Origin of the sequence: uncultured Eubacterium sp., from assembly GCF_945980375.1 — a bacterium.
GTDB lineage: Bacteria > Bacillota > Clostridia > Oscillospirales > Acutalibacteraceae > Eubacterium_R.
The window spans coordinates 26318-44645 of sequence record NZ_CAMFQO010000013.1 but is presented as its reverse complement, the minus strand read 5'-3'; the positions used below and the strand labels follow the sequence as shown (position 1 = coordinate 44645).

The 18328-nt window shown below is 39.6% G+C and carries 21 protein-coding genes and 1 riboswitch; of the genes, 15 read left to right on the top strand and 6 right to left on the bottom strand.

What is annotated here, in order from left to right:
• Positions 1–190: 190 nt before the first annotated feature.
• Positions 191–1753, bottom strand: coding sequence for an NAD(P)-dependent oxidoreductase (locus tag Q0P34_RS05045; RefSeq protein ID WP_294953785.1), 1563 nt, complete (start codon positions 1751–1753; stop codon positions 191–193).
• 143 nt (positions 1754–1896) lie between these two features.
• A riboswitch (SAM riboswitch) is annotated at positions 1897–1997 on the top strand.
• 69 nt (positions 1998–2066) lie between these two features.
• On the opposite strand from Q0P34_RS05045, the gene metK reads away from it, so the two are divergent.
• Entirely contained in the window at positions 2067–3245 is a 1179-nt protein-coding gene (gene metK / locus Q0P34_RS05040) for a methionine adenosyltransferase (protein ID WP_294953782.1), read from the top strand.
• Between the two features lie 51 nt (positions 3246–3296).
• On the opposite strand, the gene proC is transcribed toward metK, so the two are convergent.
• The 5 genes from proC to Q0P34_RS05015 form a co-directional block, all read right to left on the bottom strand.
• Positions 3297–4088, bottom strand: coding sequence for a pyrroline-5-carboxylate reductase (gene proC / locus Q0P34_RS05035; RefSeq protein WP_294953777.1), 792 nt, complete (start codon positions 4086–4088; stop codon positions 3297–3299).
• Between the two features lie 4 nt (positions 4089–4092).
• Complete coding sequence (locus Q0P34_RS05030; RefSeq protein ID WP_176784481.1) at positions 4093–4353, bottom strand: sporulation transcriptional regulator SpoIIID; 261 nt, start codon at positions 4351–4353, stop codon at positions 4093–4095.
• Between the two features lie 69 nt (positions 4354–4422).
• Complete coding sequence (locus Q0P34_RS05025; protein ID WP_294953773.1) at positions 4423–4944, bottom strand: DUF5640 domain-containing protein; 522 nt, start codon at positions 4942–4944, stop codon at positions 4423–4425.
• On the bottom strand, positions 4945–6111 hold the full coding sequence (locus Q0P34_RS05020) for a ribose-phosphate pyrophosphokinase (RefSeq protein WP_366783676.1): 1167 nt from the start codon (positions 6109–6111) through the stop codon (positions 4945–4947).
• 145 nt (positions 6112–6256) lie between these two features.
• A complete protein-coding gene (locus tag Q0P34_RS05015; RefSeq protein WP_294953767.1) occupies positions 6257–9379 on the bottom strand; it encodes a YfhO family protein in 3123 nt (1040 codons plus the stop codon).
• A gap of 115 nt (positions 9380–9494) precedes the next feature.
• Here Q0P34_RS05015 and Q0P34_RS05010 point away from each other — a divergent pair, with 115 nt between their 5' ends.
• The 14 genes from Q0P34_RS05010 (at position 9495) to Q0P34_RS04945 (ending at position 18313) form a co-directional block, all read left to right on the top strand.
• Entirely contained in the window at positions 9495–10499 is a 1005-nt protein-coding gene (locus Q0P34_RS05010) for a hypothetical protein (RefSeq protein ID WP_294953764.1), read from the top strand.
• On the top strand, positions 10489–10884 hold the full coding sequence (locus Q0P34_RS05005) for a hypothetical protein (protein WP_294953761.1): 396 nt from the start codon (positions 10489–10491) through the stop codon (positions 10882–10884). The genes Q0P34_RS05010 and Q0P34_RS05005 overlap by 11 nt, the downstream gene beginning before the upstream one ends.
• Before the next feature lie 9 nt (positions 10885–10893).
• On the top strand, positions 10894–11088 hold the full coding sequence (gene spoIIIAC, locus Q0P34_RS05000) for a stage III sporulation protein AC (protein WP_294953758.1): 195 nt from the start codon (positions 10894–10896) through the stop codon (positions 11086–11088).
• A gap of 2 nt (positions 11089–11090) precedes the next feature.
• Complete coding sequence (locus tag Q0P34_RS04995; RefSeq protein ID WP_294953755.1) at positions 11091–11471, top strand: stage III sporulation AC/AD family protein; 381 nt, start codon at positions 11091–11093, stop codon at positions 11469–11471.
• Positions 11468–12592 carry a hypothetical protein gene (locus Q0P34_RS04990; RefSeq protein WP_294953752.1) on the top strand — a complete coding sequence of 375 codons (1125 nt, stop codon included), beginning with the start codon at positions 11468–11470 and terminating at the stop codon, positions 12590–12592. The genes Q0P34_RS04995 and Q0P34_RS04990 overlap by 4 nt, the downstream gene beginning before the upstream one ends.
• Positions 12592–13020, top strand: coding sequence for a hypothetical protein (locus tag Q0P34_RS04985; RefSeq protein ID WP_294953750.1), 429 nt, complete (start codon positions 12592–12594; stop codon positions 13018–13020). The genes Q0P34_RS04990 and Q0P34_RS04985 overlap by 1 nt, the downstream gene beginning before the upstream one ends.
• Positions 13010–13528, top strand: a complete 519-nt coding sequence (locus Q0P34_RS04980) for a hypothetical protein (protein WP_294953747.1) — start codon at positions 13010–13012, stop codon at positions 13526–13528. The genes Q0P34_RS04985 and Q0P34_RS04980 overlap by 11 nt, the downstream gene beginning before the upstream one ends.
• A gap of 4 nt (positions 13529–13532) precedes the next feature.
• The gene (locus Q0P34_RS04975) at positions 13533–14216 is read left to right on the top strand and encodes a SpoIIIAH-like family protein (RefSeq protein WP_294953745.1); all 684 of its coding nucleotides are present in this window, start codon (positions 13533–13535) and stop codon (positions 14214–14216) included.
• A gap of 64 nt (positions 14217–14280) precedes the next feature.
• The gene (locus Q0P34_RS04970) at positions 14281–14673 is read left to right on the top strand and encodes an Asp23/Gls24 family envelope stress response protein (protein ID WP_294953742.1); all 393 of its coding nucleotides are present in this window, start codon (positions 14281–14283) and stop codon (positions 14671–14673) included.
• A gap of 69 nt (positions 14674–14742) precedes the next feature.
• Positions 14743–15126, top strand: coding sequence for a transcription antitermination factor NusB (gene nusB / locus Q0P34_RS04965; RefSeq protein WP_294953739.1), 384 nt, complete (start codon positions 14743–14745; stop codon positions 15124–15126).
• On the top strand, positions 15126–16040 hold the full coding sequence (locus tag Q0P34_RS04960; protein WP_294953736.1) for a peptidase M22: 915 nt from the start codon (positions 15126–15128) through the stop codon (positions 16038–16040). Before nusB ends, Q0P34_RS04960 begins: the two co-directional genes overlap by 1 nt.
• A complete protein-coding gene (xseA, locus tag Q0P34_RS04955) occupies positions 16040–17239 on the top strand; it encodes an exodeoxyribonuclease VII large subunit (RefSeq protein ID WP_294953733.1) in 1200 nt (399 codons plus the stop codon). Before Q0P34_RS04960 ends, xseA begins: the two co-directional genes overlap by 1 nt.
• Complete coding sequence (gene xseB, locus Q0P34_RS04950) at positions 17232–17429, top strand: exodeoxyribonuclease VII small subunit (protein WP_294953730.1); 198 nt, start codon at positions 17232–17234, stop codon at positions 17427–17429. The genes xseA and xseB overlap by 8 nt, the downstream gene beginning before the upstream one ends.
• On the top strand, positions 17429–18313 hold the full coding sequence (locus Q0P34_RS04945; protein WP_294953727.1) for a polyprenyl synthetase family protein: 885 nt from the start codon (positions 17429–17431) through the stop codon (positions 18311–18313). The genes xseB and Q0P34_RS04945 overlap by 1 nt, the downstream gene beginning before the upstream one ends.
• Positions 18314–18328: the final 15 nt, after the last annotated feature.

The window sequence follows — 18328 nt, the reverse complement described above, 5'->3', positions numbered from 1 at the left end:
GCCTTGCTGACGCAAGGCAACAGCGAAAGCGACAAATATCGCTTTAATACTGCATCTTTGACGGGTCCGGATTATTACCGTTACCCTAGCCTAACAGTATTCGAACCTAATTAGGTTCGGATACTGTTAGGCTAAAATAAAAAAGGCTCCCGAGGGAGCCTTTTTTATTTTTATGTGTTTGATTATGCTATTATCTCTTGATGTCGTCCCACTTAACGCCGTCAATCTGGAACAAATCGTCAAATTCGTAAACGTTTGTTTCATCTTGGGTGTGGCTTGGATACCAAACCTGAGCGAAGAACGGATTTGTTCTTGCAATGTTATCGTAATCCCACTTCTTCTGTGGAATGTAGCATTCAGGACACCAGTGACCGCCAAGAAGGATAAGTGCAGGTGAAGCCTCAAATTCAGCACCGCAGTATCCGCATTTCCACTTAAGCTTTGTAGCCATATCGCCCTTAACCATTGTATCGCTCAAGCACTCGCCGCCACGGAACTTAGCAGCCTGCTTCATATCTTCAATGTCAAGCTCTGACTCAGGCTTTGTCTCGTCATATCCGTGATCAAGCTTGTAGTTTTCTGCGTCCTCGGTTTTTTTGTTGAACTTTCTGATTTCAAAGTCTTCCCACTTTGTAGGAATCTTTGCCCAATCCTCATATGTGCCGTAGTAAGCTGAAAGTCTCTTTTGATTCTTTGTTGCAACCCAGTCAAGAGTACCGAAATCCTTTGTTGATGCAATCTTCTTCATAAATGGCTTTGCACAAGCGGCAACAAGATTCTTTGGAAGGTATCTTGGTATTTTGAAGTAGAATTCAACCTGATTAGCAAGTCTGTCAAAATAATCCTGAACAGGAAGGTTTTCTCTGAAGTGAAGGAATTCTTCAAGCTTGTCACCGTCAGCATAGAATTGACCGTGGAAGTTCTTGGTAATAAACCAGTTAGGGTCAAAGAGCTTTTCAGGACCTGCAAGACCAAGTGTTCCAAGAAGAAGCTGTTCAAATTCATAGTTAGAAATTCTGTACTGCTCACCGGAACCGATGTTGAAGAAATGATTCCAAAAATCAGCACCGAGGTTGCCCTGTGAATCCTCAAGAACAAGGTTACACATAAGTCTGCCCGAGTCCTCAACAGTACACCACTCAAGAACACCGTTGATAGGTACATGGAACATAATAGGATCCATATTCTTTAGGATGTTTGGATAAAGAATACCGCTTTGACGCATTACAACCCAATTCTTAATACCGCTTTCAACGAAGGTGCGCTCTGCAACTGTCTTTGAAATTGCGTAGTGGTCATAAATAGAAATCTTGATAGGGTCACCGCATCTACCCCAATGGATAGGATAGTTTCTGCCGCCTGTTTCGGCAACGGTACCTATGTAGCAAACCTTAACATCATCAGGGTTTGGTTGAGCCAAAACAGCCTTGCAGATGTTTTGAGCAGCGCCGATGTTTGTCTTTTGTGTTCTGTATGGCTTCCAGTCAGCAGTAGGCGAAACCATACCGCCGATATGTAACACATAGTCAGAGCCGGTTACACCCTCAAGAATTGAATCATAATCGCCCAAGTCGCCCCATACGATTTGAACGTTAGGCTTTGCCATAAGACCCTTTAATTTTTCTTCGTTTTTAGGGCTTTTTCTTGCAAGCATCTTGATTTGAATTTCGTTAGGATGCTTAATCATTTCCTGCACTGCAGCCCAGCCCATATTACCGGTACCGCCGGTAATAAATACGGTTTTCTTTGCCATTCTTATTCCTCCTTCAAAATAGCAATAATATATTAACAAATCAATTATAAACTATTTCTTAACAAATTACAATATAAAATTAACAAAAAATTGATTGACATCATATATCTTTTGTAGTATTATACATATGCAAAAGGGAATATCGCTTATCAAGAGTGGTTGAGGGACTGGCCCTGTGACACCACAGCAACCTGCAATTGTAAGGTGCTAATACCTGCGGTAAGATAATACCGAATGATGAATTATCAGCATACGGTTACCGCTGTATGCTTTTTGTTTTATTCCCGATAATTTTCAGAAAAGAGGTAAAAATATGTCAAGATTTTTATTTACAAGCGAATCTGTTACAGAAGGACATCCTGATAAAATCTGTGACCAGATTTCAGATGCCATCCTTGATGCAATGATTGAGCAGGATCCAATGTCAAGAGTTGCCTGCGAAACAACCTGTACAACCGGTCAGGTTCATGTTATGGGAGAAATTACAACTACCGCTCAGGTAGATATTAATGCCATTGTTCGTAAGACTGTTTGCGAAATCGGCTACGACAACAGCGAAAAAGGCTTTGACGGTAATACCTGTGCTGTTATTACATCACTTGATAAGCAGTCACCTGATATTGCTATGGGCGTTGACAGATCATTTGAGCTTAAAAACAATGAAGAGGATGAGGATAACCTCAACGGTGCAGGCGACCAGGGTATGATGTTCGGCTATGCTTGTAACGAAACACCTGAGCTTATGCCAATGCCTATTTCTCTTGCTCATAAGCTTGCCCTTAAATTGACCGCCGTAAGAAAGGATGGCGTTCTTCCTTATCTTCGTGCAGACGGCAAAACACAGGTCACAGTTGAGTATGTTGATAATAAGCCTGTTCGTGTTACAACTGTCGTTGTTTCATCACAGCATAGTGCAGATATAAGCCTTGAACAGCTTCGTAATGATATTATCGAGCAGGTAATTAAGACAACTATTCCTGCAGATCTTATGGATGATGAAACTGTATTTTACGTAAACCCGACAGGCAGATTTGTTATCGGCGGTCCTATGGGTGATTCAGGTCTCACAGGCAGAAAGATTATCGTTGATACATACGGCGGATACGCACGTCACGGCGGCGGTGCATTTTCCGGTAAGGATCCTACAAAGGTTGACCGTTCTGCTGCTTACGCTTCAAGATGGGTTGCAAAGAATATTGTTGCAGCAGGTCTTGCAGATAAGTGTGAGGTAGAGCTTGCATATGCTATCGGCGTTGCAAAGCCTGTATCCGTTATGGTTGACACCTTTGGAACAGGCAAAATCTCTGATGATGAGATTAGTGAAATAGTTAATAAGGTGTTTGACCTTCGTCCTTCTGCAATCATCAAGAGCCTTGATTTGAGAAGACCTATTTACCAAAAGGTAGCTGCTTACGGTCATATGGGCAGAGAGGACCTAAACGTTCCTTGGGAGCAGACAAATAAGGTTGACGAAATTAAAAAATACTTATAATATAACTTGAATAATTAAACCCCGAACGATATAAATTGTTCGGGGTTTTTCTTATAACCTTTTATCTTTGTCTACTGCTTTATCAACAGCTCTGTGAATTGCTGCTTCGAAGCCGTCATCTTGAAGAGAGGTGATTGCCTCAATCGTCGTGCCTCCCGGAGAGCAAACCTTGTCAATTAATTCATACGGATGCTCGTCGCTTTCAAGAATCATTTTGGCACTGCCTAATACCGCTTGAGCACAAATCTTTAATGCAACATCCTTTTTCATTCCGTTTTTTACGCCTGCTCTTGCAAGCTCGTCAATGAACATATAAGCAAGTGCCGGAGTGCAACCACCAAGAACGCCGAAAAGAGGGAAGTAGCTTTCATCAAGATAAATAACTTCGCCAACTGCAGAAAAGATTCTTTCGGTAATTCTTTTATCATCCTCGCTTGCGTTGGCATTTGCTGTGTAGGCGCAAATTGCCTCACCGACCTTTGCGTTAATGTTTGGCATAACACGGATAATCCTTGCCTCCTGTGAAAGCCCTGATTGTATAAATTCCGTGCTTTTGCCCGCAACGATGGAAATAATTAATTTGTCGTTTATTACATCATCAATGCTTTTCAGCACAGAGGCAAGAACATTTGGCTTAACTGCCAAAATAACTGTATCACTGCTTTGCGCAACCTCTTTTTCACTGCTTAAAACATTGACATTGTATTTACCTTTAATTGCGTTGGTTGCAGGTGCATAAATATCATATATGTTTATTTCGCTTTCGTTTACAGCCTTGCTGTCAATAATTCCGCAAATGATGGCGCTCGCCATATTTCCGCAACCTATAAATCCTATAGACATAGCTTTACTTCTTTCCTTTTATATGGAGATATTTTTCTCTTGTTGCTTCGCCTCCACGAATGTGCCTTATGGATTTGTTGCATTGAAGCACATCGTTTACATCCTTTGCAAGCAGGGGAGCAATCTCGCTTAATCGTTTGGTAACATCTATATGTACAGTGCTTTTGCTTATGCCGAAAACATTTGCAGTCTGTCTGACGGTAGCTTTGTTTTTAACAATAAATTCACCAAGCTCTATACATCTTGCCTGAACATTTTTGGTCATATTATTTACTCCTTTTTACAAGTAAATAATATGACCGATTATTGATTTATATTACTATACTGTTACGTTTTATTGTTCCTCATTTGCGGTATCATCTTCTGACTCTTCGTTTGCAGAATCAACAATATCGCCCAAAAGGTCAGTTAAGGATTTCATTTCTATCCTGTCAACTCTTGTGTATTCAACAACCTGTTCATTTTCCGAATCAAGTCCGTTTTCCTTGTCTAATGACAGGGTAAGCTTTTTCTTGTCAACAGAAAACTTATATACAACCGTGCTGTCGCTTGCAGGGTTTGAAAGTGTTAGTTCGTTGCCCTTAACGGTATAGTCACCGGTAAAAGAAAATGTGCTGAAATAGCTGTCGTATGAGCCGTTGTCATAAAATTCATATGCAGAGCTTCTTGATTCGTTTTGCCATTTTCCAATCAAAAGCTCAGGGTTGTTGGATGTAAATGCAGAGGATACAACCTCAACAGGATTAATTTGCTTTACTCCGCAGTAAATAAGTGTAGGAGTTAATGTAAGTATAAGTATGCTTGCGATGATAATTAACGCAAGCTTAACCTTTGCTTTGCCGTTTTTTTTGCTCATTTATTTCAATCCCTTGTCTTTAAGTAATTTGTCAATTTTATTTGATGAGTCGAGGAGTGATGATACAGAGAGGTCGTGATTAATTGTATCAAGGAAATATGCAAGATACTTTGAAAGCTCAACACTTTGATACCAATCGCGAGAAAGGAGAGCAGGTGATTGGTACACACCGTTTGTGGTAAACACCTTTTCAAAAACACCTTCCTCGTGCGCCTTGTCAAAAATTTCCAATCCGTTGCAGAAAAGACCAAACGCAGTACAAACAAAGATTCTCTTTGCCTTTAGTTCCTTAAGCTTTCTTGCAACCTCAAGCATGCTTTCGCCTGATGAAATCATGTCGTCAACAATGATGATGTCCTTGCCCTCAACGCTTTCGCCAAGATACTGATGAGCAACAATAGGATTTCTTCCGTTTACAACTCTTGTATAATCTCTTCTCTTGTAGAACATACCAAGGTTAACACCAAGCTGTGTTGCAAAGTAAATACATCTGTGCATTGCACCCTCATCAGGAGATATAACCATAAGATGATTAGGGTCAACGCTAAGGTCCTCAACAGAGTTAACAAGTGCCTTTATCATTTGGTAGGTAGGCATAACATTTTCAAATGACTTGTGAGGAATTGAGTTTTGTACTCTTTGGTCGTGAGCATCAAATGTGATGATGTTTTCAACGCCGAGAGATGTAAGTTCCTGTAATGCCATAGCACAGTCAAGAGATTCACGAGATGATCTTTTGTGCTGTCTGCCCTCATAAAGCATAGGCATAATAACATTTATTCTCTTTGCCTTGCTTGACGCAGCGGAAATAACTCTTTTCAAATCGGAAAAATGATCATCAGGAGATTTCGGAACATCCATACCGTACATATTATATGTAACGCTGTAATTGAAGCAATCGGCAATAATGTACAGGTCATAGCCTCTGATAGTGTCGTTAATTACAGCCTTGCCCTCACCGCTTCCGAATCTTGCGATAGATGTGTTGATTAGGTACGAATCTCTTTGATAGCCGTAAAAAGCAATGTTTTCCTTGTGGGCTGCTGCCTGCTCGGCTCTCCACTTAACAAGGTAGCTGTCAATCTTTCTTGCGATTTCCTCTGTACCCGGAAGGGCAATGATGCCTAACGGTCCGTAAGGTATTGTTTGAACTTCTTGTGCTGTGATTCTTGGCATATTAATACTCCTCTCAATTTATACCTACATTTTACAATACTTTGCTTCAAAAATAAACACCTAAAAATTATTTTACATATAGATATTTGTTTATCGTCTCAAAGTATTTTTATATATAATCAACAAAAATGTTGAGTTATATTTTTTCGTCGGATTCTGTGTCGAATTTTCTGCGCTTAAGAATTTTTGACAAAACAGCACCGACGATAATCAGCAGCCATGCAAGCGCCGATATTGCTATGCCGAGTCTTAATCCTTTTGGAGAGTAAACCATTTTGATTGTATGCTCGCCGTGCTTTATGTTGGTGGCTAATTGGCAGTCACCGACAGAAAAGGTCTTTACCTTTTGTCCGTCAATATAAATATTCCATCCCTCGTCATAAGGAATTGATGTGTATAAATAGCCGTCAAAGCCTGCATTGAGCTTGCCCTCTATTACAGTGTCGCTGTGGTTTGTTACCTTTAGCTGACCGAGCGACAGCATTTCGTATGCAGATTCAAAAACATCGTTGTCAATATTGTATGCGTAAATATCAAATGATGCACTTGTCGAGCTTACACCGTTAAGGTCAATGGACGCCTTTATTTCGTCACCTGCGTTGTGAAAGCCTAAATCAAGTATATACGGTGTTTCAATGCTTTGGTAGGTTGTATTTATTCCGTCGTTCCAATAGTAGTTAACGTTTTCAAGCTCTGATGAATCAATGTATACATACACATTACTGTCCTTTACGGATTTGATGTGTATGTCGATGCATCCGCCTGCACCCTCTTCAATGGAGTCAACAAAATAGGTGCCGTTTTCAATTACATCGTCACATTCTGCACTGTAACAATCGGTTTGTACATATTCAACAGGAACAAAAACATTGCTTGCACCCGTAGCCTTGTTGAGCCAATCCTCCTGAACATCGAACGGATTGCCCTCGCTGTTATCCCAATCCTCCATGGTTGTTGAAACCTCAAATGCAATAGGCAAATAGTATTTGTTTTCGTAAACCGGAGTCTTTTTTTCATCAGTCGTGGTGTATATTTTGCTGTAATACCTGTCAGATAAATCAAGACTGCTTGAGTCCTTGATGAAGTATTTGAGCGCATACATCATATTGTATACAGGTGTTTGTGGATTGTAGGTGTAGGAATTTACTCTGTTGCCGTACATACCAAGACTGTATTGATTGGCACTGTATGTTTCATATGCCATTGATGAAAATGTGGACACGCCATTGTAATTGTAAATGCAAGGGTCCATTCGGGTTTCAAGATATGTTTGTTCAACTCTGTAAAAGCTCTTGTCATTATCCTTGATATAATCCACAGCCTCGTTAACGGTATCCATTTTTTCAACATAAAATTTTTGCGCCTGTGTAAAAAGATACGAATTGCTGTCGGCAACAATTCCCTCGCAAAATGTCATACAAACAACGGTTATACCTATAATGAATTTTGAATACCCTTGCTTTTTTATTACAAGCATAACAAGAGTCCAAACCATAACAAATGCCAATGAAGCATATATAGTGAATGATGTTATCTTGTTTGTAGGATTCTTTTGGAACAGCATAATTACAACCATTATTGCAATGCCGGTAAACATAATATCCTTGTAATCAATGCCCTTAAGGTTCATCACACATCTAAATGCCATTATCAGAAAAACAAAGACATAGATGAATGAATACCTAAACGGCAGATCGTTTGGAAAATGAAAGCCGTGCCATATAAAATCAACTGCATTGCAGTTAAAGCTGATTACAAGAAATATAAAGAGCAGGGTGTAAGCGGTTTTTTCCCTTAGGCTGATTTTTTTGTTGATAAGGTACAACGGCAAAAGTATGAGCGGAAGAATACCACAGTAGATGTTTGGCAGCACATCCTCGCCTGAGGAACGAATTGTTGTTTCAAGCCCTGCAAGGTGAGAAGAAAGCATATCAAACAAATTAAAGTTTTGTTCAATGCTTGAAGGAAAGCTGTCAGAGGTTGCAGAGCAGGATTGCAGAATAAAGTAAACAGGCAGCAGGAATACCGCACATAATGCACCTACAAGCAGCGAACTCAGCCCAAATTTTACCGCACTTGCAACAAACCTATTGTTGAAAAATTTTGTTATTGCCTTTGGTTTTTCGTTATATTCCTTTATAACCTCGTCATATCCTCTATGCGATACATAGTAAACAAAGAAGTACAAAACAGAGAAAATGCAAACCATATAGCCAATGTAATAGGTGCTGAAAAGCAAAATGGAAAGGGAAATAATGTACATCCTGCACTTGCCCTGATTAATGATTCGTTCTATTCCGAGTGCAACAAGCGGAAGCCAAATCATACCGTCTATCCACATAATGTTCCAATAATACGCAAGGAAATAACCGCTTAATGCATAGAAGGCACCAAAGCTTGCACTTATATATGAATGTCTGCCAAAGCTTTCCTTTAGGAAATATGCAAATGCTCCTGCACTTAACGCACCCTTTACCAAAACAAGAGTGGTAATTGCATAGCCGATTTGATTTTTGTCAAACAGCAACACTATAAGAGAAAGCGGGCTTGAAAGGTAGTTGAAGAAATTACCCAAAAAGCTTGAACCGCCGCCCGAAATCCACGAGTAAAAGAAGCCGTCAAGATTAGTTATTCTGTCGTAATACTCAATGAAAAGCGGACCGTATTGATGGTACAAATCCATACGCAGTACGGTCACATCACCAAACGGATAAACACCGAACTGCAAAAATATGAAAAGGTTAATTATTACCGTAAGTGCAACTGCAAGCAAAACAAATCTGTTTGCAAAAAAAGCTCTGTATATCGGTGTGTTGCCTATTTTGTCAAATCTTTGTGTGTTGTCAAAAACAATTAGCCTGTCAAAGTATAGGTTAAAAACAAAAATCAGCAATCCCGAAAAAAGATATACAACTACCTTGTCAAATTCAAGCATATCAAAAAGTGCAAAGTCTAGAATCTTAAAGAAACCGAAATCTACTGCACATCTAAAAATATATGCTAACACCTGCTTTAGCGGCTTTGAATTTATACTGCCTGCAAATACATACTTTTTTTCACAAAAAAACAAACCAAGCATTGTAACACCAAAGGCAACCGGTAACGCAACGGTTGACGAAACTGCAAAAGCAATCTTCAGTATTTGCTTGATTGTTAAAAATACAACAAAAGCAATTGCATAAATAAAGCCGAATGCAACGCTTTGTGAGTTGAAAATCTTATTTGTTTTTATTACATTTCCTGACTTAGTTATATCCATAGTACACCTAATATATATTTTTTTGTATTTTAACATATTATATGCAAAGCTTCAATCGGTTCGGTATAATTTTAACCTCTTTGTAATATTTTTCATTTTGCAGGCATAGTCTTTTGTGGGTGATAGCTTGAGTGTGTTTGATTATGTAAAAAAATATTTGCCCAAAAGTGTTACATATGTTCTTGACGAGCTTGATGAAATATATTGTAGTTCGTTAACGGAGATAAGAATAAGGCGTAATATGCCCGTTGTTTTTGTAATAAATAATATTCCATGCTTTGCAGATAAATATTCGGTAATTACAAAAATATTGCCCAAATCACCGTTAATTGTAGATGATGCAGATTTTGATGAAATGCTAAATGCTATGTGCGAATATTCATTTTACAGCAAAATAAATACAATGAAAAACGGCTTTATAACACTTGAAAACGGCTCAAGGGTGGGCATTTGCTCCACTGCCGTTTACGATGACGGCGGTCTTGTTTCCGTTAAGGATGTGTCATCGGTTGCCGTTCGTATTCCGAGACAGGCAGTGGGCTGCGGTGCTCAAATTGTTAAGGCTTTGTTCTCAAACGGACTTTGCAGTTCCATCATTGCAGGTAAGCCATCGTCAGGCAAAACAACTTTGCTTCGGGATATGGCAAGAGAGCTTTCATCAGGGTTTAACTCAAGATACTGTAAGGTTACCGTTGTTGATGAACGCAACGAGCTTGCAGGCAAGGTGGGAAAGGCTTTTACCCTTGACGTCGGCGTAAATACAGATGTAATCACAGGCTTTGAAAAAGCCATGGCAATAGAAACCGCTATAAGAACGCTTTCGCCTGATGTCATTGTTTGTGATGAGGTGTCAACTCTTAAAGAGGCTCAAAGCATAAAATTCGGTTTTTCCTGCGGTGTTCACTTTTTACTCTCGGTACATATCGGTTCCTTTGATGATTTGTACAGACGAACTGTTCTTCGAGAGCTACTTGAATCGGGATTTTTCAAAAAAATTATCCTGCTGGATGACAGCTATACAGCAAAAATTATTGATTGTGGGGATATTTATGATGAAGCTGATAGGAAGCATATTGATAATTTTTTCCTCGCTGACAGCAGGAATTACCATGGCGAATAAATTACAACAAAAAATAAAGGTATGTACAAGCCTGTACGATATGGCAAATTATCTTTTGCCCGAAATAAAAATTAAGCAAACACCGGTTATGGATTTGCTTAAATCCTGTCCTGTGTCAAATCTTGATTTTATAAATGAGCAGATGATTAAATACGAGACTCCTGCAATCACTCCGTTGTCAGCGGAAGAAAACGATGCAATAGGTCGCTTCGTATATTCGTTTGGAAAGTATGATGTAAATAATCAAATAGCTCAGATTGAGGAATTTAAGCAATATGTTATAGGACTCAAATGCAAATATGAAGAGCTATATAAAACAAAGTCAAGGCTTTACATTGTTACCGGATTGTCCTTTGGAATTATTGTTTCCTTGGCTTTGGTGTAGAGGTGCAAAATGGAAGTAAGCTTTATTTTTAAGATAGCCGCCATCGGCATTATCGTAGCGGTGCTCAACACCTTGCTCGTAAGGTCGGGCAGGGACGATCAGGCAATGCTTACAACGCTTGCGGGTGTTGTTGTAGTTCTTGCTATGCTTGTTCCACAGATAAAGGAGCTATTCACAACCGTTAAGTCCTTGTTTAGCTTGTAGCTATGGTTAAGGTTCTCGGTATATCGTTTTGCGTTTTACTTTGCAGTATTTTGCTTAAGGAACGCAACAAAACATTTGCTGTAATTCTTTCCGTTGCAGGCTGTGTGCTTTCGTTTTTGACTGTTTCGGACAAGCTGAGCGATTTAATTTCACAGCTTTTAAGTATATCTGAAACGGTCGATTCAACCGTATCGTACGTAAAGCTTATGTTAAAGTCCTTGTGCATAGTAATAATAACTCAAATTACAGTTGATTTGTGTAGGGATAACGGCGAAAACGCGCTTGCATCATTTACAGAAATATCTGCTAAGGTGCTTATCATTTCATTGGTTATGCCTTTGTTTCAGGCGGTAATTACTATGGTTATGGGGCTTGTAAAATGAAAAGATTTGTAATTTTTTTTATATCTCTTGCTGTGTTTTTACTCCTTCCGATGTCTGCCAGCTCACAGGATTTTGACAGTGAAAAATATAATAATCAGCTTGCACAGTATGATTTTGATTCATTTGAAGAAACGCTTGATAAGGATACATACGGTATTCTTGAGGATTTGGGCATCCTTGATTATTCAATTGACAGTATAACATCTCTGTCGTTTAGCGATGCGGTTGACGTAGTAAAAAGAATTATCGGCAATAAGCTTCGGCTTCCTTTCAAAACAGGAATAACAATAATGGTGTTGATTTTGCTTTCTGCATTTTTACAAAGTATAAATAATGAAAAGACAGAGGCGTTGTATTCAACTGCGTCAGCGTTGATAATATCAACCGTAATACTTGCAAGGCTTACCGATTCGGTTTCAATGGCGTCAATGGCTATGTCGGTTTCGGCAAATTTTATTTATGCCTTCATTCCTGTATTTTGTGCAATAGTGGTAGCCTCCGGCGGAGTTACTACCGCAATGTCAACCAATACAACACTGCTTTTGCTTAGTCAGGGGTTGTCGTTTATTTCTACTAATATGTTTATGCCCGTGATAAACTGCTACCTTGCACTCGGCGTTTCATCATCACTCAGGTATGAGCTTAATTTGGATAAGCTCCTGATTTCCATAAAGAAATTTATTACAACCTGTATATCATTTATTGCAGGTGTCTTTGTGTCAATATTGTCCGTAAAAACAGCTGTGGCAGGCAGGGCAGATGCTCTCGGTCTGCGTTCCGTAAGGTTTGCCATCAATTCCATTGTTCCTGTTATAGGCTCATCAATAAGTGAGGGACTGCTGTCAATTCAGGCATATTCTTCACTTGTAAAAAGCAGTGTAGGCGTTGTGGGAATAATAGCAGTTTGTCTTGTCTTTTTGCCCGCAATTTTAGATATTACAATGTGGAGGATTTCGCTTGGAATATGCTCTGTTGTGTCCGATGTTTTCGGCGATAAATCGGTATCCTCTGTGCTGAATGCATTTTCTAACGGGCTTGTGCTGATAAATGTTATTCTTATACTTTCTATGGTTACAACAATAATTTCAATAGGCGTTTTGGTTGCGGCAGGAGGACGATGATGGATTTTGTAAGGCAATGGACAGTGTTTGTTTGCATAACCGTTTTGATATGCGTTGTGCTTTCGTTTTTAACACCAAACGGAAATATGGGCAGGTTTTACCGAATGATAATATCCGTGTTTATTTTTCTTTCGTTTCTCTATCCGTTTACTCAGGCAGACATCAGCTTTAAGCCTGTTCAAATCAAGGAATATAATACAAACAGTATATATGACGACTATGTTGAATCCCAGATTAGTGCATTGTTAAACAGTAATTCTGTTATCGGTGCCGATATACTTTGCACTTCGTCAATAAACAAGAATAATGAAATTGTGCTTGAGGATGTAGTTGTTGCTGTCAGCGACGAATATGATGTAAAGGATGTGGATGCTTTGATTTTTGATAATCTTGGGATAAGGGCGAGGGTGGTACATATTGGACAGTAAATTATTGCCGTTAGTAAACAAAATAAAAAGCCTAAAGCATAAGGAACGATATATTGTAATTGCCTGCGTTTTGGGCGTTGCTCTTATTTTGCTATCGGAGCTTGTGCCGAGCGGCAGTACAAAAAAGGCCGATGACGGTATGGATTATCAGGAATATATTGTTTCTCTTGAGGAAAAAACACAGGATATAATTTCATCAATAGACGGCGTCGGCAAATGTAAGGTTATGATTACTCTCTGTGAAACCGATGAGAGCTTTTATGCCTCAAATATTGAGGAAAATACGGATAGCGGTCATATTTCAAAAAAGAATGAATATGTTTTTTATGAGGATAACAATAATGATTCTCCTGTTTTGATAAAGCAAACATTTCCAAAGGTTATGGGTGTGGCCGTTGTATGTCAGGGAGGGGATAACGCATTTGTCAAGGAAAGAGTAATATCTGCCGTCTCGTCTCTTTTCGGAATATCCTCGGCAAAAATAAGTGTATCAAAAATCAGTAGGTGATAGTATGAAATATAAAAACGAAATGGAAAATGAAGCAGTAAACGAAAGCGAAAAGGAAATTGAGGAATTCTTTGAAGAGCAGGATAACGGGGACATCAGCAATAACGAGGTGCTTGTAAATCCTGCGGATAAGGCAGATAATAAAAAAAGAAAACGATTTGTTTCCGCCGTTGCCGCTTTTGTGATAATTCTCGGTGTAGGCGTTATGGGGAATTGGTATTATCAAAACTCGGATGTTTCTTCAACAATTCAACCCCTTATAGATTCCGCAACCGAAAAAACTCTCGGCAAGGCAGAACTTGTAGACGCAACTGCAAATGTTGAGGAGGATACATATTTTACAAAGGCGCGTATGGAGCGAAACACTGCAAGAGATACTGCCCTTGAAAAACTGCAAGCAGTTGTTGACAGTGCCGACGAGGAAAGCACGGCAAAGGATTTGGCGGCAGAAAACATAGCAAGAATATCAAACTTTATTACCATAGAGAACAAAATTGAAACTCTTGTTTGTGCCAAGGGTGTAAGCAACTGCGTTGCTGTAATAAAGGATGACGGAAGCGGAGTTGACGTTGTAGTTGATTGCGAAACTCTTGATGATACTACAATAATGCAAATAAAGGATATTGCAATGTCTCAGCTTCAATGCTCGTTTGAAAATGTATCAATAATTCAGTATAAAGGTAATTAAAATTATATCTTGTATATTTATTCCTTATGTGTTATAATGAAAAACACTAAAAGGAGTTTTGTATATGGAAATCATTAAAACAAGCGAAAAAGGCAACCTTATCATCAATGAGGAGGCGCTCGCGTCAATTGCAATTAATGCTGCAAAGGATGTTGACGGAGTAAGCTCATTTTCCAATAAGCCTATGGATGTTGTTGACACCATAAAAAAGGGAAGCCTTAAGGTTATGAGTCCTGTAAGAATTACGCAGGACGGCGAAAGGATGGATGTCAGTATTTACATCAATCTTCTCCCAAACAAAAAGATAAAATCCGTATCGGAAAATGTTCAACATAACGTTGCCGAAGCAATCCTTAATATGACAGGTAAGGAAGTTTCAAAGGTTAACGTTATTATTGCCGGTATAGATTTTCCGGACAACGGCGACTCAAATGCACCTTTAACAAGTGAAAAATAATCAGCGTTGCCGACTCAATATTTTTGTATTGCAGTCGGCTGTTTTATTACCATTACTATAGGAGAATATATGAACAGAACAGAACAAAGAGAGCAGGCCTTTTGCCTTGTGTTCCAAAGCCTGTTTCATAACGATGAAACACTTGCCATTTACGAAGAAAATGTTGCCGCAGTCGGTGACTTTGCGAGAGAGCTTTTTGAAGGAGTGTCTTCAAGGGAGCAAGAGCTTGATGATGTTATCAACAAGTATTCAAAGGGCTGGAAGGCAAACCGACTTCCAAAGGTAAATCTTGCCATTCTTCGCCTTGCAATATATGAAATTAAATATCTTGATGATGTTCCAAACAGCGTTGCAATTAATGAGGCGGTAGAGCTTGCAAAGAAGTATTCCGGCGAGGGTGATTATTCCTTTATCAACGGAATACTCGGCTCTGTTGCAAAGGGTGAGGAATAATGTACATCGGCTTTGATACAAGCAATTATACAACATCCGTTGCAACCTATGACGGCACAAAGGTTACACAGGCAAAAAAGCTTTTAACGGTTAAGCCGGGTGAGCGTGGGTTAAGGCAGAGTGACGCTGTGTTTCAGCATACGGTAAATATGCCTATGCTTTGCACACAGCTTGAGCTTTCCGTTCCAAAGGCAGTAGGAGTCAGCAACAGACCGCGTAATGTTGACGGTAGCTATATGCCTTGTTTTTTGGTCGGAGAAAATGCTGCTGCGGTTTTGTCGAGCGTAAATTCCGTACCGCTGTATAAAACCTCACATCAGGTTGGGCATATCCTTGCCGCGCTTTATTCGGTGAACAGGCTTGATTTGATAAACCAAAGATTTATTGCGTTTCACTTGAGCGGCGGTACAACCGAGGCTCTAATTGTAGAGCCGGATGACGAGGAAATAATCAAGGCAAGCGTTGTTGCTTCAAGCACTGACCTAAAGGCAGGACAGGCTATTGACCGAACCGGTGTTATGCTTGGTTTAAGCTTTCCGTGTGGCAGGGAGCTTGATTTGCTTTCGCAAAAGAGTAACCGATGCTTTAAGGTTAAGCCTGCAATGCTTGGCATTAACTGCTCATTGAGCGGTGTTGAAAACAAGGTAAAAAATATGATTGATAAAAACGAGCCTGCCGAGGACGTTGCAAGATTTGCTTTAACATATGTTGCACAGTCGGTAAATGCAATGCTGAGGGGTGTTATTGAAAAATACGGCAACCTTCCCGTAGTATTCTCCGGTGGCGTTGCATCAAACACCTTGCTCAGAAAAACCATTAATGATAATTTTGATGCATATTTTGCCGATAGCGAGTTTTCGCTTGATAATGCAGCAGGCATAGCTATATATGCATATTTGAAAGATAATGAATAATGACAACCTTAACAGTTTCTCAAATTAACAGATACATTAAGTCTTTGCTTGATGAAATACCGCCTATTCAAAATGTTTATGTTATGGGTGAAATATCAAATTTTAAGCATTACAGACAAAGCGGTCATATGTATTTTACACTAAAGGACAGTACATCACAGCTTAAGTGTGTTATGTTTTCATCGGATAACTACAAGCTAAAGTTTATTCCGGCTGACGGTATGAGCGTTGTATGCTTTGGACAGGTAGGAGTATACGAACGAGACGGCGTTTATCAGCTGTATGTTAGAGATATTCAGCCAAAGGGTGCAGGTGATTTGGCAGTTGCGTTTGAGCAGCTTAAGGAAAAGCTTCAGGCAAAGGGTTATTTTGATGAGAGTATCAAAAAAAACATACCGCGTCACCCTGCAAAAATCGGTGTTGCAACATCAAATATGGGTGCTGCTGTGGAGGATATTAAAAATGTAATTTCGCGTCGCTATCCTCTTTGTGAAATAATTATATGCCCAACCGTTGTTCAGGGTGATGAAGCACCAAGAGATATTGCATCATCAATCAGGCTTCTTGATTCTGCCGGTGTAGATGTAATTATTGTCGGCAGAGGCGGTGGCTCAATAGAGGATCTGTGGGCGTTTAATACAGAAACAGTGGCAGATGCCGTGTTTAACTGTAAAACCCCTGTTATCTCTGCAGTCGGTCACGAAACGGATTATACAATTTGTGATTTTGTGGCAGATTTAAGAGCACCTACGCCAAGCGCTGCAGCAGAGCTTGCAGTTCCCGATATATATGACGAAATGCGTTATTTGCAGGGGCTGGCTGTTTCACTTGAAAAAAATATCGACAGTATAATACAGACACAGGAATCAAGACTTGACATTATAAAAAACAAATCACCGCTTGCTGATATTGATGAGCTGATAGCATATCATTGCCGTGCCGTCGAGGAATACGGCAGGATGTTAAAGCTTGGGTGTGAAAGAATTGTTTCCGGCAAGGAACATTTGCTTACAAAAAATGTTGCACTTCTTGATGCATTAAGTCCGCTTGCCGTTTTGGGCAGGGGATACACTATTACCATAAAGGATGATAGTGTCATATCGGACGAAACGCAGTTAAATGTAGGTGACTGTATTACGACAAGATTCAAGAATATAACCGCAGTTTCAAAGGTCACAGAGGTAAAGAAAAATGGCTGAAAATAATGAGTTAACATACGAGCAGGCAATTTCAAGGCTTGAAGAAATTGTTTGTGCTCTTGAAAAAAATGATGTTTCCCTCGATGAATCGCTTGCACTTTTTGAAGAGGGAACGAGGCTTACTGCATTTTGTACGGATAAGCTTAATAATGTGAAATCAAAGATTACGGAGATTAGTAAGGAGAAATAATGTTTACCGTTGATGTAAAAAACCAGCTTGATGAATACAGCAAAAGGGTTTCGGAAAATTTGGCGGAGCTTTTGCCAAATGCAAATGATGGACAGGCGCAGGTTGTCAAAGCCATGAAATATTCGCTTATGAACGGTGGCAAAAGATTTAGACCTACCCTTGTGCTTGAGTTTTGTAAAATGTGCGGCGGCGACGTTGAAAAGGCTATGGCATACGCCTGTGCGGTTGAATATGTTCATACATATTCATTAATTCACGATGATCTGCCGTGTATGGATAATGACGATATGCGTCGTGGCAAGCCTTCGTGCCATAAAATGTTTGGCGAGGCTATTGCTCTTTTGGCAGGAGATGCATTGCTGACACATGCGTTTGAGATTTGTGCAAGTGCAGATTTTGATGATGAAAAAAATGCAACCGCAGTTGCTTTGCTTGCTCAAAATTCAGGTGTTTGCGGTATGCTTGGCGGTCAGGTGATTGACCTAAAGTTTGAAGCGGGCAATCCTTCACTTACGGATATTTTATCCGTGCACAGATTAAAAACAGGCGCGTTGATTTCCGCATCGTGCCTGCTTGGATGTATCGCAGCGGGTGCCGACGATGAAAAAATTAACCTTGCTTCAAAATATGCTTATCTTATCGGTACGGCATTTCAAATCAAGGATGATTTGCTTGATGTTTACGGTGATGCCGAGGCTTTGGGTAAGCCGGTAGGCTCTGATGCCGAAAACGATAAAACAACATACGTATCGCTTGTCGGTGCCAAAAAGGCACAGCAGGATGTCGAAACATTAACCGCATCTGCTATTGAAATACTTAAAAATTTTGATAATAACGAATTTATGATAGCCCTTTCAAATTACTTGATTAATAGGGATAATTAGTTATACTTTGTTTGA

What these genes read in the sequence shown, in the direction of transcription:
- nusB (WP_294953739.1), top strand. Translation starts at nt 14,743, where the DNA reads ATGAACAGAACAGAACAAAGAGAGCAGGCCTTTTGCCTTGTGTTCCAA.
- proC (WP_294953777.1), bottom strand. Translation starts at nt 4,088, where the DNA reads ATGTCTATAGGATTTATAGGTTGCGGAAATATGGCGAGCGCCATCATT.
- Q0P34_RS05030 (WP_176784481.1), bottom strand. Translation starts at nt 4,353, where the DNA reads ATGACCAAAAATGTTCAGGCAAGATGTATAGAGCTTGGTGAATTTATT.
- Q0P34_RS05015 (WP_294953767.1), bottom strand. Translation starts at nt 9,379, where the DNA reads ATGGATATAACTAAGTCAGGAAATGTAATAAAAACAAATAAGATTTTC.
- metK (WP_294953782.1), top strand. Translation starts at nt 2,067, where the DNA reads ATGTCAAGATTTTTATTTACAAGCGAATCTGTTACAGAAGGACATCCT.
- xseA (WP_294953733.1), top strand. Translation starts at nt 16,040, where the DNA reads ATGACAACCTTAACAGTTTCTCAAATTAACAGATACATTAAGTCTTTG.
- Q0P34_RS05025 (WP_294953773.1), bottom strand. Translation starts at nt 4,944, where the DNA reads ATGAGCAAAAAAAACGGCAAAGCAAAGGTTAAGCTTGCGTTAATTATC.
- Q0P34_RS04985 (WP_294953750.1), top strand. Translation starts at nt 12,592, where the DNA reads ATGGATTTTGTAAGGCAATGGACAGTGTTTGTTTGCATAACCGTTTTG.
- Q0P34_RS05045 (WP_294953785.1), bottom strand. Translation starts at nt 1,753, where the DNA reads ATGGCAAAGAAAACCGTATTTATTACCGGCGGTACCGGTAATATGGGC.
- Q0P34_RS04995 (WP_294953755.1), top strand. Translation starts at nt 11,091, where the DNA reads ATGGTTAAGGTTCTCGGTATATCGTTTTGCGTTTTACTTTGCAGTATT.
- Q0P34_RS04975 (WP_294953745.1), top strand. Translation starts at nt 13,533, where the DNA reads ATGAAATATAAAAACGAAATGGAAAATGAAGCAGTAAACGAAAGCGAA.
- Q0P34_RS05005 (WP_294953761.1), top strand. Translation starts at nt 10,489, where the DNA reads ATGGCGAATAAATTACAACAAAAAATAAAGGTATGTACAAGCCTGTAC.
- xseB (WP_294953730.1), top strand. Translation starts at nt 17,232, where the DNA reads ATGGCTGAAAATAATGAGTTAACATACGAGCAGGCAATTTCAAGGCTT.
- Q0P34_RS04960 (WP_294953736.1), top strand. Translation starts at nt 15,126, where the DNA reads ATGTACATCGGCTTTGATACAAGCAATTATACAACATCCGTTGCAACC.
- spoIIIAC (WP_294953758.1), top strand. Translation starts at nt 10,894, where the DNA reads ATGGAAGTAAGCTTTATTTTTAAGATAGCCGCCATCGGCATTATCGTA.
- Q0P34_RS04970 (WP_294953742.1), top strand. Translation starts at nt 14,281, where the DNA reads ATGGAAATCATTAAAACAAGCGAAAAAGGCAACCTTATCATCAATGAG.
- Q0P34_RS04945 (WP_294953727.1), top strand. Translation starts at nt 17,429, where the DNA reads ATGTTTACCGTTGATGTAAAAAACCAGCTTGATGAATACAGCAAAAGG.
- Q0P34_RS04990 (WP_294953752.1), top strand. Translation starts at nt 11,468, where the DNA reads ATGAAAAGATTTGTAATTTTTTTTATATCTCTTGCTGTGTTTTTACTC.